Origin of the sequence: Denitrificimonas halotolerans (genome assembly GCF_034259425.1) — a bacterium.
Taxonomy (GTDB): domain Bacteria; phylum Pseudomonadota; class Gammaproteobacteria; order Pseudomonadales; family Pseudomonadaceae; genus Denitrificimonas; species Denitrificimonas halotolerans.
The window spans coordinates 78,561-93,557 of record NZ_JAXIVU010000001.1 but is presented as its reverse complement, the minus strand read 5'-3'; the positions used below and the strand labels follow the sequence as shown (position 1 = coordinate 93,557).

The 14,997-nt window shown below is 48.0% G+C and carries 10 protein-coding genes; 7 read left to right on the top strand and 3 right to left on the bottom strand.

Annotation, left to right across the window (positions count from 1 at the left end; all coding sequences use genetic code 11):
* Positions 1–123: 123 nt before the first annotated feature.
* The 3 genes from TOI97_RS00420 to TOI97_RS00410 are packed head-to-tail and all read right to left on the bottom strand — an operon-like array spanning position 124 to position 4,488.
* Positions 124–2,250, bottom strand: a complete 2,127-nt coding sequence (locus TOI97_RS00420; RefSeq protein ID WP_321552157.1) for an oxidoreductase — start codon at positions 2,248–2,250, stop codon at positions 124–126.
* Between the two features lie 41 nt (positions 2,251–2,291).
* Entirely contained in the window at positions 2,292–3,128 is an 837-nt protein-coding gene (locus TOI97_RS00415) for an alpha/beta fold hydrolase (protein ID WP_321552156.1), read from the bottom strand.
* Between the two features lie 13 nt (positions 3,129–3,141).
* Positions 3,142–4,488: a spinster family MFS transporter gene (locus TOI97_RS00410; protein WP_321552155.1), complete on the bottom strand. Its 1,347-nt coding sequence runs from the start codon at positions 4,486–4,488 to the stop codon at positions 3,142–3,144.
* 242 nt (positions 4,489–4,730) lie between these two features.
* On the opposite strand from TOI97_RS00410, the gene TOI97_RS00405 reads away from it, so the two are divergent.
* From TOI97_RS00405 to TOI97_RS00375, 7 genes are all read left to right on the top strand, one after another.
* On the top strand, positions 4,731–6,596 hold the full coding sequence (locus TOI97_RS00405; RefSeq protein ID WP_321552154.1) for a long-chain-acyl-CoA synthetase: 1,866 nt from the start codon (positions 4,731–4,733) through the stop codon (positions 6,594–6,596).
* Entirely contained in the window at positions 6,593–7,684 is a 1,092-nt protein-coding gene (locus TOI97_RS00400) for an MBL fold metallo-hydrolase (RefSeq protein WP_321552153.1), read from the top strand. The genes TOI97_RS00405 and TOI97_RS00400 overlap by 4 nt, the downstream gene beginning before the upstream one ends.
* A 55-nt stretch (positions 7,685–7,739) precedes the next feature.
* Entirely contained in the window at positions 7,740–9,350 is a 1,611-nt protein-coding gene (locus TOI97_RS00395) for a DUF1302 domain-containing protein (protein ID WP_321552152.1), read from the top strand.
* Positions 9,351–9,449: 99 nt separating this feature from the next.
* Positions 9,450–10,805, top strand: coding sequence for a DUF1329 domain-containing protein (locus tag TOI97_RS00390; protein ID WP_321552151.1), 1,356 nt, complete (start codon positions 9,450–9,452; stop codon positions 10,803–10,805).
* Between the two features lie 186 nt (positions 10,806–10,991).
* Positions 10,992–12,626, top strand: a complete 1,635-nt coding sequence (locus TOI97_RS00385) for a GMC family oxidoreductase (protein WP_321552150.1) — start codon at positions 10,992–10,994, stop codon at positions 12,624–12,626.
* Positions 12,627–12,697: 71 nt separating this feature from the next.
* The gene (locus TOI97_RS00380) at positions 12,698–13,909 is read left to right on the top strand and encodes a thiolase family protein (protein ID WP_321552149.1); all 1,212 of its coding nucleotides are present in this window, start codon (positions 12,698–12,700) and stop codon (positions 13,907–13,909) included.
* Positions 13,910–13,911: 2 nt separating this feature from the next.
* Positions 13,912–14,856 (top strand): bifunctional OB-fold nucleic acid binding domain-containing protein/MaoC family dehydratase, encoded by a 945-nt coding sequence (locus tag TOI97_RS00375; RefSeq protein ID WP_321552148.1) that lies wholly within the window; start codon positions 13,912–13,914, stop codon positions 14,854–14,856.
* Positions 14,857–14,997: the final 141 nt, after the last annotated feature.

The window sequence follows — 14,997 nt, the reverse complement described above, 5'->3', positions numbered from 1 at the left end:
AATCGGTTAAATTTATTGCTGAGCTACAGCAAGTAGGTGGTTTTGACCGAGTAGAGTAGGAATAAAAACGCCCGATACAAGACTGTATCGGGCGTTTAAGTTGATGCGCTGCAATTTTTTGGTTTAGAGGCTTAAGGCTGCGTCTGTTGCTGTTTTGAGTGCCCCTTCAATGTAACCAAGGGTATCGCAGTCACCAATGGTGATAGCGTTAAAACCTTGTTGTTTAAGGGTGTTAGCCAAGCTGTGGTCTGCGCTAGCTCCGACAGCTAAAACAACCGAGTCGGCGGCAACACGCTGCTCATTGCCATCCTTATCAGTGTAGTGCACGTGCTTTTGGTCAATGCGCGATACTGTACTCTGGGTCAGCAGTGGTACATGGTGTGCATTCAGCTGATCCAGTACCCGCCAGCGTCGGACAATCGAGAGTTCAGCGCCCAAAGAGGGGCCTGGCTCAAGTACTGTAACCTTTCGGCCGCGCTCGATCAGGAATTCAGCGAGCTCTAAACCGACTAAGCCGCCACCAATGATGGTGACATTTTTGCCAAGTGGCATCCAGAGTTTAGATAGACCTTTAAGGGCTTCACGACTGTTGGTGGCGCCACTGAGGCTGCCAGCTTTCATCATGGTGCGCTGAGTTAGGGAAAGCTTGTTCTTAGCAATTTCGTCTGCTCGATCACCGGTCATTAAGCGGCGTAACTCATCACCGCTCCAAACGTGCTTCATCTCCGCACCGGGGATATTAGGTGCATCACGCTTCGCTCCTGTCGCGACAAAGACTTGGTCAGCGTTTAAGCTTTTAAGCAGTTCGGGTGTTGCTTCGGTGTTATAGAGAATATCAATGGGGAGTTCTTTGATCTGGGCTGTTAGGTTGTCTAGGAGTACCCCATTTTCTGGATAAGCTAAGGCAGCAAAGAAGAGTGTCCCTCCGAGTCGTGCGCTGCGCTCTATTAGTGTAACTTTATGGCCACGTAAGTGTGCGATACGAGCTGCTTCCATACCCGCTGGACCGCCACCAATAATCACAACATGTTGAGTGGTGGTGGCTGGCATAATCAATTTTTGTGATTCTTGACCAGTAAAAGGGTTGGCAGCGCATTTAATACGCTGATTCATAAAGATCTGGCTGACGCACACATAGCAGTAAATGCATGGGCGAATGGTTTCAGGCTTGCCAGCAATCAATTTGTTAGGTAATTCTGGATCGGCCAACAGTTTGCGGCCCATGGCAATAAAGTCGCAGTCACCGGCAGCAATTGCTTTATCACCAACTTCAGGCTCAATGCGCCCAAGTGCGATAACGGGGGCGTTAACTACTGCATTGATTTGAGCGGCCCAATCAAGAAAACCTGCGGGTTTTTGTACTAAAGGCGCATCGGTAAAGGCAGAGCCAGTAGTAATGGTTGCATAGGCCGAAACAGCAATGGCGTGCATGCCTTCTTCATCAGCAACCTGTGCAATTTTTTTGGCTTCTTCAAGCGTAATGCCACCCTCAGTATGCAGTTCGTAAGCATCTAAGCGAACCCAAACTCCGAAATCAGGGCTGACACGGGCACGTACAGCACGTATGACTTCACGCATTAGACGTACGCGATTTTCAAAAGAGCCGCCGTACTCATCATCACGTTGGTTGTGATAAGGCGAGAGGAAGCCAGCAATGATGTAGTTGTGAGCGGCATGGATTTCTACGCCATCAAAGCCTGCACGTTCTGCTCGCTCTGCAGCTGCAGCGAACCACTCAACCATTTGTGCAATATCATCTTTATCCATGACGCGTATGGTTGGGTTGTTATCGCGTCGTTGTGAGCTAATAAACTTGCCTAGCTCTTCCTCGGTCAGCGATGACATCATATTGTTTTGCACCATGCGTGGCATGGATGGCACCCAGAGTTCACGGCCTTCAGCTAAATCACGGGCCGATACTTTACCAGCGTGCTGAATTTGCATTGCAATTTTAGCGCCATGCTTATGCACGCGCTCAGCCAGTTTTGCTAAGCCGGGAATGTACTTGTCATCTGAAATAGCACATTGGAAAGGTTCGGCTGTGCCGTGGGGGAAGGCAATAGAGACCACCCCCATAATAATAAGACCTGCACCACCGGCAGCGCGAGCCTCATAGTAGGATTGCAGTTGCTCGGTACAGAACCCTTCTGGATCGGAAAAGTTATCTCCCATCGGGGATAAAATGATGCGGTTGCGAAGGTCAATAGGACCGAGTTTGCCAGGGCTAAGTAGGTGTTTGTATTGACTCATAAGGTCGTTCCTGCATTTTTATTATTGGAATACACCACTGATTAAACAGCTTCGCGCAGAAAGTAAATGCACTGGCGGTTAAAGAGTTCTTTGTGCTCAACTTGTACCCAGTGACCGCAGCGGTTTAGCAATGTAAAGCGTGCGTGAGGTGCTTTTTCAAGAATCTTAAAGGTTCCACTGGCAGGGTTGAAGTTATCGTTCGTGCCCCAGAAACCAAGAATAGGGCACTTAATTTCATGTAAGCGCTCAGTCATATTCGGCACCATCATGGTGCTAAATAAGTTGGCTGGTTGGGTTACAGCTACTGCTGCACGCTCTTCTAAAAGGCTTTCTGGAAGTTGGCTTGGATCAAAGAGCTGTAAACTCATCACTTGGCGCATTTGTTCAACACCCATTGGGCCTTGGGCATAGACTTCTACCATGCGTTTAATGCCGTCCATTTCAAAGTATGTTTCGCGCTCTTCTATACCGCCGGGAGCCATAAGGATAAGGTTGTCCACGCGCTCAGAGTGATCAAGTGTGTAACCCAGCGCAATAGCACCACCTAGAGAGTTACCTAATAGTGTGCATGTTTCAACACCGATATTATCGAGCAGCAATCTTAGATTTTCGACAAAGAATGCTAGGTCGTAATTGACATCGTCAGGCTTGTCCGAACGACCAAAACCTGGGAGGTCAATGACAATATTGCGAAATCCAGCGCTATCAAAAGCGGGGTAGTTGCCTTTAAAATTACTGAAGCCGCTGGCTCCTGGGCCAGAACCGTGTAACCACACAACGACAGGACCGTTACCAATATCTAGATAATGTAGGGTTAAACCATTATCAAGTTTTGCGTATTTACCGGTTGGAAGTGGCAGGTCTTTGGTCTTAGTCATGAGTCTTTTCCTTTTAAGAGATGGCTGGCTTGGAGTTATGCGCCACAGGTGTTACTGGAGTTGCTGGCTTATTGCCAAGCAGTTGTTTACGGTATTTGGGAATGCCGCTTAATAAGAAGAAGCATGGCACAAGCAGTAAAGCGGTTGTCACAACCAGTGCGTAACGGAGGGCTTCAGCGCCGATAGCGCTATAGAGTAGGTCGCTGACCACGCCAGAGAAAACGGGGCCCAGACCGGCGCCAAAAAGCGTAACGCTCATAAAGAAAAGGGAGGTGCCTTGGGCAAGTTTGTCGGCCGGTAAAATACGAGTCATGGCGCTAAAGCAGGGAACGGTCCACCATACACCGAAAAATGCAAAGCCCATATAGAATAAAAAGCCAGTAGGTACTGATAGGCTACCGATAGTAAAAGCTGTACCTGCAGGCCAAAGGTAGAATGTAATGGCAAATGGAATACTGATCATTGTGCCTACGAGTGCGGTGCCGAGCTGCCAGCCAGAATCTTTGGTTGACATCTTATCCGTCACATATCCGCACACTAAGGTGCCGAGAATCGCTAGTCCACCACCACCGATACCCATCAGAAGGCCGGCTTCTTGAATGCTCATTTGGTGTGAGCGGATCATGAAGCTTGGGGTCCACATTTGAATGGCATAACCGGTAATTGCAGCGGCGCCACCAGCGGCCACAATATTCCATAGGCTTGGGATTTTAATGAGGGTCAGTGCCGTACGGATCATGCCTTGCTCGGGGATGCCTGGGGTTGCTGAGGCCGATCTTTTAGGGGATTTAACGGTAAAAATTAGAATCAATCCGATTAGTACGCCTGGGGCGCCTACAATAATGAAAGTTGCGCGCCAGCCGTACAGTTCTGCCAAAATCCCGCCAAAGCCAATACCAAGTACAGCACCAAGTGATGGGCCGAGGCCAAAGATAGCTAAGGCACGGCCTCTGAGTCGGGCAGGGTAAAGTTCGGAGATCATAGCAACTGAAGGGGCGCTGGCACCGGCTTCACCGATTGCAACACCGATGCGCAACAGTACCAGCATCATAAAGCTGCCGACGATACCGCTGAACATGGTAAAAATGCTCCAAATAATACAGGCGCCAGCGATTACAGCTTTACGGCCGATACGATCTGACAATCGACCAAGAGGTAAGCCAAAGGCTGTATAGAAAATGGCAAAAGCGACACCAGTGAGTAATCCCATCATGGTGTCGCTTGCGGCAAACTCGAGCTTAATCGGTTCAATTAAAACAGAAATAATTAAGCGATCTATATAGCTCATTACATAGATTACCGCTAACAGGAATAATGCCCAGTGAGCATTCGCTGTTACTTTGTTTGTATCATTTGCCATAAGAATGAGGCCTCTTTTTATTGTTATGCATGGCCAATCATTGCCGTCAGTCTCTGCTGTCTACATCGTCCGTTTAGACCATCTATGGGGTTGTGCTTTTTTTGTTTTGATTTAGTCCTTACGGACGATGCTGCCTCTTGCGCCCTTTTCTAGTCTGAGACAACGTAACTTGTAGTGCCTGCCCTAAATGTTCCTTTAAAACGGGCTGGTTAACGCAAATTTGACTCATGATTGGAGTGCATATGCTCGGCGTCGATGCAAAGGATAAAAATAAGAATAAGGACCAATCGGCTCGCGCACCGGTATGTGAGCGGGTCCAAAAGAAGCTTGATTTGCGTGCTGCTGCAGCTCAGCGCATCAAGCCCACAGACCTCTATACGCTTGGTCAGCGCGTAGAAGATAAGGTGGCTCAGTTTTCCGAACAGCCCTTTTTGATTTATAACGATCGCACTTACACATATAAAGAGGTGGGGGAGCGGGTTAATCAGTATGCAAACGCCTTACTGGCACGAGGTATTAAGCCGGGTGATGTGTGTGCCGTTGCGGTGGAAAATCGCCCTGAATTGATTTTTTGCTGGTTTGCTTTAGCTAAGATCGGTGCGGTCACGACTTTGGTGAACTACCACTTAGTCGGTAAGCCGTTGGTCCATGTCCTGCAGGCAACCAATACAAAGGTGGTCTTGGTTGGAGAAGAATGTGTTTATCCATTCCTAGAAACGCCAGAAGCACAGCAGTGGCCGCAGTGGCTGGTACCTGATGCCGAAAATCCAGCCAGTGATGCTGATCTTGCTGGTTTTGATTGTGAGTTTAATCAGGATGTTGAAAGCGCAGGCACACAGACGCCAGATGCCTCTTTGCGTGATGGTATACGTGCTGAAGAGGATATGCTCTACATCTTTACTTCAGGTACAACAGGTTTGCCTAAGGCTGCACGTTATAGTCATATGCGTTGGATGACCTCGGGTGATGTCATGGAAGTGACGCTAGAGACCGGTACCCATGATGTTTTTTATTGCTGTTTACCGCTTTACCATGGTGCAGCCGCCACTTCTGTGGTGTCTACAGCTTTAGCTTCAGGCTCCTCTGTTTTTATCCGTCGCAAGTTTAGTGCCAGTCGCTTTTGGAGCGATGTGCGTGAGCATAATGTCACGGTTTTCCAATATGTTGGGGAGATTTGCCGCTACCTACTGAACCGTCCAGTCAGTGCAGAAGAGAAGAATAATTCTTTACGCTGTATGTTGGGTGCAGGTTTGACTGCAGATACCTGGCAGCGTTGGATTGACCGTTTTGGTCAGCTCGATGTGTATGAAGGATGGGGGGCAACAGAGGCCAATACAGCGGTTATTAATTTAGATAATTATATCGGCTCTTGTGGCCGTATTCCTGACTGGAATAAAACCAATCTGCGCCTACTACGTGTTGATGCAGAAACACAAGATTATGTACGTGATGAAAATGGATTTTGCGTTCATTGTGAGCCGGGTGAAATAGGCGAGGCTGTTGGTTTTATAGTTAATTCTCCGCAAACAGGTGCAGGTCGCTTTGAGGGTTATACCTCTGATGAGGCCACTGAAAGTAAGATTTTGCGTGATGTGTTTCAGAAGGGTGATGCTTGGTGGAGCTCTGGTGATCTACTGCGCTATGACGAAAACGGGTATTGCTACTTTGTTGATCGAGTAGGGGATACTTTCCGCTGGAAAAGTGAAAATGTTTCCACTCAAGAAGTTGCTGCGGAACTCGGCAGTTTTGCAGGCTTGGAATTTATCAATATTTATGGCGTGAACGTACCTGAAAACGAAGGTCGTGCCGGGATGGCTCAAGTGGTCATGCAGAAAGGTTGCAGCTTTGATCCGCGCGCATTTTATGAGTTTGTCAGCGAGCGCTTACCGCATTATGCCCGCCCTGTTTTTGTACGGGTTGGTAATCAGGCGGATATGACGACGACCTTTAAGCAGCGCAAGATGGATTTACAAAAGCAGGGGTATGACCCAGCAAACTTTGCTGACGATCTTTATATCAAAGATGACAAGCAGGGCACATACAGTGCTTATAGCGATGAAGTGTTGGCGCGCAATGATTTGTTGCCCTTTGCAGGTAATGCCATATGAAAGATCACCCAATCGCATCAGAGCAGAAGCATCATCAGCTCAGCTTTCCATGGCAAACGCCGCCTGTAAATGGTCAGTGGCAGGTTGTGGCTGAAGGTGTTGTTTGGTTGCGTATGCCGCTGCCCTTTGGTTTGGATCATATTAATCTGTACCTCTTAAGGCACGGCGATGGGTGGGTCATTGTGGATACGGGTTTGGGGACAGAACAAACCCGTGAAGTATGGGAGCGAGTGTTTGTTGAGGTGATGGATGGCGCGCCCGTAAAGGCGGTCATTGCTACACATTTTCATTACGATCACTCCGGATCACTTGGTTGGTTAGTGGACCGTTTTAAGTGTCCGGTTTATATGACACGAGGTGAGTATCAAGCGCTTTTCATCAGTCCTTCGATGGAAGGAGGGATGGGCTGGCAGATGAACCAGTTTTATCAGCATACGGGTATGTCAGATGAAGATATATCAGGGCTGATGGCTGTGCTGGGTGATAGCAATTATGTCCAAGATGCGCCGGACAGCTACAACCGACTGGTTGATAACCAAGTTTTGCGTATTGGAGATTATGACTGGGAAGTTGTGATTGCCTCAGGGCACTCGCCTGAGCACGCTTGTTTATATAACCGCCAAGCCAACTTGTTTATTTCGGGGGATCAGGTCTTACCACGCATTACCTCAAGCGTGTGTGTAACTGTCACAGAACCAGATGCCAATCCTTTAAAAGAGTGGCTCGATAGCTTACAGGCTTTACGTGCCGTTTCGGATGAGGTTTTAGTTTTGCCTGCGCATGAGCGCCCGTTTTATGGGTTGCACCATCGTCTCGGGCAATTAACCGAGCATCACCACGGTCACCTGGATGCCATGCTTGCACAGATGGACACGGGGAAAACGGTCGATGAGCTGATGCGCATAATATTTCCTAAGGTGCGCTCATCTTTTGACATCTTGATGGCCAATGGTGAAGTGCTGGCACACCTGAATTTTTTATTGGGAGAGGGGCGAATCACACGACAGCTGATAGGGGGGGTTTACCGCTACCAGCGCTTGCTGGGTGGTGACGGGGCATCTGCCGAAACGCAGGTTACTCACATTTAAAACAGAAGTGGCGAATGAAGACATTATAACTATGCCTTCAACTAGGAGTGTAAACATGAGTAAAAACAACAACAAGAGCTCTAAGTTCCAGCTGAACCGGCTGGTTAGAACGAGTCTGGTTGCCGCGGTTGCAGCGGGTGTGGCAAGCATGGCAAATGCGGGTGAGACAATTTATTTTGATCATGGCGGTAATTTGCAGTGGAGCTTGACCACCAGCTACGGCCTTGGCATGCGAATGGAAAAGCAAGACAAGAAACTATTGGAATCGGAAGGTAACCGCAACTTTGATCGTGGCTCCTTAACCACACACCGAGTGAGTGCGCTAGGTGAGTTGGTGTATACCAATGACAGCTATAGTTGGGGGGAGTGGGGCGGTGTATTGCGGGGGTCGACATTCTACGATGATGTTTACCACCGTAAAAATGATAACAAAGGGCCTGTTAACCATGGTGGTAAGCGTAATCAGTTTAGTAGCGGCGCTAAATATTACAGCGGTGGTCGTACGCGTTTCTTAGATGCTTATCTATTTACTGATATTCAGCTGCCGAAAAACCAGTACTTAGGTGTTAAAGCCGGTCGCCATGTGGTTTCTTGGGGTGAAGGATTATTTTACCCAGGGGTTAATGGTGCTCAGGGGCCAGTTGATGTGGTGAAGTCAACCACGCCAGGTACTGAAACAAAAGAAGTCTTACTGCCTAATGGTCAGGTGTCAGTGGACTGGAATATCAATCCATTGTTTGGTTTGTCCGCATATTATCAGTATGAGTGGTTGCCGAATGAGCTCAGCCCAGTGGGTAGTTATTTCTCTACTAATAACGCAGTAGGTCCGCGACCTGACTTTATGCGACCTAATGGCTTTGCTGTGTATACGGGCAAGAACAAGCCTAAGAGCAGTGGTCAGTATGGTTTACGCGCGACAATTCGTCCAAACTTTGATTGGGAGTTCTCGGTTTTCCATATCAATTACCACGATAAGAATCCTTCAGGGTTACTGCTTCCAGGGCCATTTGATTATTCAAGTTATAAAATCAATTACTTCGATAATATTAAGTTGACTGGTGCGAGCGTTTCTACACGGATAGGTGATACCCAAGTCTCGGGTGAAATCTCCTATCGCGATGGTGCGCCAGTTACTGTGCTAACACCAGTGCGGGAGGGGAATGAGTTTCCAGTTACAGCAACTCGAGGTAAAGGTTATCAGGCCCAGGCGAGTTTCATCCATACTTTAGGTGATATGCCGTGGGCGCGTGGTACGACCATTTTGGGTGAAATCGTTCATGTCGCAGCGACAAGCGTAGATGCCATTAAGCGTAATGGACAAACTTACGACAAGTACAGTTACAACACTTCAGATGATTATCAAACTAAAAGTGCTACTGCCTTTACTGGTCAGGTTTCTTTGAGTTATCCAGGTATTTTCTCTGGGTGGGATCTTTCTGTGCCTGTCAGCTATTCGCATGTGATTGATGGTAAAACTCCTATGAGAGGTGCTATCGGTGGGGGACAGGGTGACCGTCGTCTTTCAGTGGGTTCAACCTTTAAGCGCCATGGTAACTTAGAGTTGAATGCGACTTATGTTGCTTATATGGGAGAGGCTAGTGTGAAGAGGGATCGTCAGTTGACAGACCGTGACCAGTTAACTTTCTCAGCGAAATATACGTTCTAGTGAGCAGCTGATCCATTAAGAGGTTAGCGTGATGCAGCGCTAACCTCGTAATTAAAATAAGAGTTGGAGATAACAATAATGATATATCGACGCACGAGTATGGCTCTTACATTGACCTCTATTTTAGCTTTGCCGGCAGTGAGTTTTGCTGCGGTGAGCCCAGAGGAAGCGGCAAAGCTCGGAAATGAACTGACTTGTGTTGGTGCTGAGAGAGCAGGCAACGCAGAAGGCACTATTACTGAATATACCGGTAAGTATTTAGGAAAAGTCCCAGGTTGGAATATTAAACCGCACAGTGGAGATCATCCAGTAGACCCTTACGCTGATGAAAAACCGCGTTTAGTGATTACTGCTGCAAACTATAAAGAGCACGCAGATAAGCTGTCTGAAGGGCAGCAGGCTATGTTTGCAAAGTACCCTGATACTTTCCGCATGCTGGTTTATCCAACCCATCGTGACTACCGCTACCCAGACTTTGTGTGTGAGCGAGCAAAAGAGAATGCGACTACTGCTAAGTTAGTCAGTGATGGGCAAGGGATTGAAGGTATTGGGCATAACCCATTCCCAATTCCAAAGAATGCCATGGAGGTGTTGTGGAACCACCAGTTTCCGTACCGTGACTATACTGAGGAGAGTACGCGTGATATCGCCATCGTCAGTGCTAACGGTACGAAAAGCTTTGGCCGTACTTATGGTAAGTGCTTAGCTTTATCTAATAATCCAAAAGTCACCCCACACAGCTCAGATGGTATTTCGGCTATGTGCCGTACTGAAACCATTGAGCCGTCACGTGACCGCGGAAATACCTCAATGAACCACGAGCCATATGACTATAAGGCTTCTTCACGTATTGCTTGGACTTATAACGCGGGTACACGACGTGTACGTCTTGCGCCAGGTTATGGCTATGACCAAGCGTTAAGTGGTACCAGTGGTCAGCTTACTATTGATGAAGACCGTTTATTCAATGGTGGTCCAGACCGTTATAACTGGGAGCTGAAAGGCAAAAAGGAAATGTACATTCCAGCAAACGGGTATCGTACAGAAGTAGCTGATCTGAAGTACGATGATTTGCTGACAACAAACCATGCGAACCCAGATCACTTACGCTATGAATTACGTCGTGTTTGGGTACTGGAAGCAACTCTAAAGGATAACAGCCGTCACCTGTACGGTAAGCGCCGTCTGTATTTGGATGAAGATACTTGGCATTCTGTGATGTCAGATAACTATGATACGCGCGGTAACTTATGGAAGTTCGCCTTTATCAATACGATCTACCACCCAGATATGAGTGCATGGCGTTCGGCTTCTTCTTATTATCATGATTTGAATACTGGTGACTATGTTGCTTATAACTTAACTAATGAGCGCCGTTTAAGTTCGATCATTAATAAAGGGGATCTAAGAGAGAGTGATTTCACGCCTGACCGCTTACGTGCTCAAGGCCGCTAATCGGTACTGACGCTTCAATGGTTTGAGGTGCATAAAGCCCACGCAATTTTGCGTGGGCTTTTTTGTTTGGCAAGCGCAACAGTTAAGTGGGGTCCGTACGGGTGAGCAGGGGTCTTAGAGTGCCGCTGGTCGTAGCCCTGCATGGAGTGCCCGTTTATTTGATATGCAACCTAGGCAAGACTGATTATGAAAACTGAATATGATGTGATCGTAGTGGGAGCAGGCTCTGCGGGGTGCGCTGTCGCTTATCGAGTGGCACGGGAAAGCAACTTAGAGGTATTGCTGCTTGAAGCTGGCAGTGCAGATAAAAATATGATGATGCACGTGCCTATGGGTTTCGCTTTTTTGCTAAAACCCCATAAGAATAACTGGTCTTATCAAACGGAGCTTGAGCCATACTTAAACAATCGAGTGATTGATTTGCCGCGGGGCAAGGTGCTTGGTGGTTGCAGCTCTATCAATGGCATGGTTTATATTCGAGGGCAAAAAGAAGATTTTGATCGCTGGGCTGCTGAGGGAAACAAGGGTTGGGCTTATGCTGATGTTTTGCCTTATTTTATGCGCTCACAGCACAATGAGGCAGGTGCTGATGCTTATCAAGGGACTGGCGGTCCTTTGTGGGTAAGTGAAATAGTTGATGAGTTTCCAATACATCAAGCATTTATTGATGCTGCAGTACAGGCAGGACACAGTTTTAATGCGCAGGTCAATGGAGCCACTCAGGCAGGGGTCAGCTGGTTTCCACGTACCATTAAAAAGGGTAAAAGGTACAGCAGTGCTCAAGCGTTTTTGGGGGCAGGTCGTGCGTTAAGCAATTTAACAGTGCTCACTCATGCGCAAGTGACTCAGGTGCAGATTGAGCAGGGTGTGGCTGTTGCGGTGCAGGCTGAGGTTAAAGGGCAATCTATTTTGTTTTCTGCACGGCAAGAGATTGTTTTAAGTGGAGGGGCGATCAATACTCCTCAGCTGCTTGAGCTTTCAGGGGTGGGGCAGCAGGCACGTTTACGGGCACTAGGCATTCAAGTGCATAAGGATTTGCCAGGGGTGGGGGAGAATTTACAAGATCATTGGAACAGTTACATAAAACAAAAGACTCAAGGTGTAAAAACCTACTATAGCGAGGGTCGGGGTCTAGCCTTGCTGAGGAATATTGCACGTTACTTGCTGGGTAAGAAGGGTTTTTTGGGGGATTCTGCAGCAACAATTGGAGTGTTTTATAAGGCTTTGCCGCAGGCGAGTAGTCCTGATGCGCAAATTCATTTTGCCCCTGCTGCCTCTGAGTACGATGCGCAAGGGAATTTACGACCGATTGATGCCATTACAATATCAGCTTGCCAATTACGCCCTAGCAGTCGTGGGTCTGTGCATATTAATTCTGTGGCTGCTGATGCTAAGCCAAGTATTCGGCTGAATTATCTAGCGACTGAATTAGATCAGCAGGTGGCCGTAGCGGCATTTAAAAAAGCACGGAAAATTCTATTGCAGCCGGCCTTGCAAGGAATGTTGCAAGCAGAGTTGGCACCGGGTGCTGATGTGCAAACGGGTGAGCAAATTCTTGAATATATTAAAAGTACAGGAGAGCCAGTGCACCATTTAGCAGGCACTTGCAAAATGGGTAGTGATGCGATGGCGGTGGTTGATGAGTGCTTAAGGGTGCGTGGTATCCAGCGTTTACGTATTGCTGATGCTTCGATTATGCCGAGTTTGGTCAGTGGTAATACGCATGCAGCCTGTGTGATGATCGCTGAAAAGTGTGCTGACTTTATTTTACGGAGCAGCTTGATTGAGCTTGTTTCGCCTACTAGGCCTTTTGGACGATGAGCAGTTCGAGAAGGGCTTGTAACAATCAAACAGTAAAGTAGTCAGTAAATATCTATAAAAAGGTGCTCTACATGGGTTGGAAAGGCGAAGCAGCCATTGTTGGTGCTGCACAGTATAAACCACAAAAATACTCCGAAGCTCCACAGATGTTCCACTTGGAACAGGTGGCAGATCTTGCGAAGCAGGCGTTAGATGATGCAGGTTTGCAAGCCAGTGATCTAGATGGTTTAGTGATTAATGGACCCCATTTTCATGAGGCGTCAGTTTTTGTACCTGCCATGGCTGCGGAATACTTAGGGTTGGCAGTCAATTTTGCTGAAGTGGTTGACCTTGGTGGTACAACGCCAGTGGGGATGGTATGGCGTGCTGCTGCTGCGATTGAAATGGGGTTGTGCCAAGCGGTGCTTTGTGTGCTGCCGATGCGTATGGCGCCTTTTGGGCCGGATGAAGATCCTTCTGCAATGGCGCGTGCGATGCGTTTTGGTGGTCATAGTACAGCCTTTGGGGCGCCTGAAGCTGAGTTTGATTTGCCCTATGGGCATTTGGGACAGAACACGGGTTATGCCATGATCGCTAAGCGCTATGCTGCACAGTATGGCTATGATGAAAAAGCGATGGCGAAGATTGCTGTGGATCAGAGAACCAATGCTTTAGCCAATCCTAATGCGATTTTTCATGGGCAACCGCTAACCATTGATGATGTATTGAACAGTCGTATGGTGGCTGATCCTCTGCGAGTATTGGAAATTGTGATGCCGGTAGCCGGTGGCGCTGCGGTGATTGTTGCATCAAAAGAGGTGGCGGCACGGGCGCGTAACCGAGCTGCACACATTACAGGCTTCGGTGAGCGCTTGGGCTATAAGTCGCCGACTTATTCACCTGATATGACAGAAACACCGGTAGGGCCAGCGGCGCGTCGAGCTTTTGCTATGGCCGGTTTAAAACCGTCCGATATGCACGCAGCGCAGATTTATGACTGCTACACCATTACTGTTTTGTTAAGCCTAGAGGATGCTGGGTTTTGTCCAAAAGGTGAGGGTATGCGCTTTATTCTTGAAAATGATCTGACCTGGAAAGGTAACTTCCCATTGAACACTCATGGAGGTCAGCTCAGCTTTGGGCAGGCTGGGTCGGCGGGTGGTTTCTCGCAAGTGATTGAAGCCTTTGATCAAATTCGTGGTAAGGCGGGTGAACGTCAATTAAAGACCTGTGATCGTGTGTTCGTGTCCGGCACTGGGGGCGTCATGAGTGAGCAGGGTGCACTGATTCTTGAGGGAGCGTAATCATGTCAAGTAATAAGCCTATGCCGGTACAAACTGATATTTCGGCACCCTTTTGGGAAGGATTGAAAGAAGGGCGGGTGCTCATTCAGCATTGTTCTGATTGTGAGAAATGGACTTTTTACCCGCGTCGACATTGTTCGCATTGCTTTTCGCATCAGGTAGAGTTCCGTGAAGTGTCAGGTGAAGGTGTTTTGTATACCTATACGGTTGCTCGTATTCCAACCTTGCCGGAGTTTGCTGGCCCTGAGCCGCAGCTGATGGCTGTGGTTGAACTGGACCAAGGAGTGCGTGTGAATACCACCTTGGTTGGGCTGAAGGAAGATGAAATTAAAATCGGGATGCGGGTTAAGCCTGTACGTGCTTTGGTCAGCAAGGATGGCACTGTTTTATTGCGTTTCACGGGTGTGGATGTTGATCTGGCTGAGATTGATGAAGTGCCTAAGCAGCCTGAGGCGCCTGCCGCTGAAACAGCGGCTGCGTCCGTGCGGCAGATTCCGCTTTCGGATGAAGAAGCTTTGCAGTCATTGGTCAGTGATGAGTTTACACCTTGGAGTAATCAGTTGTTGGTTGATCAGGACATGATTGACCAGTTTGCTGCTTTGTCTGGTGATGATTATTGGATTCATACAGATCCAGAGCGCGCGCGCAAGGAAGGACCCTTTGGTGGAACTATTGCTCATGGTGCTTTAGTTCAAGTATTGACTTCACGTCTAAAAGTGGACTTGGGTTTTGAGATTACAGGGTTCACTAATATGGTGAACTATGGTTCGGAACGTTTACGTTTCCCGTCGCCGGTACCGGCGGGGTCATTGATCCATGCGCGAGCTCGGGTGAAGTCTGTTGAGCGTTTGCGTCGTGGAACGCAGATGGTGCTTGAGCTGAATATTCATGTGGTAGGTCAAGAGCGACCAGCCGTGATTAATGACTTGATCATCTTATATATGTAAGCGTTCCTCACGCGCATTATGTCTTAGGTATAACCTCCCTAAGTGAACCGCCTTTGCGTAAGCGAGGCGGTTTTTTTGTCTCAAAAAAACCTCTTTCTGTCGTACAAAAACCTTAGTCTCAATGGACGATGAGCAATCTGG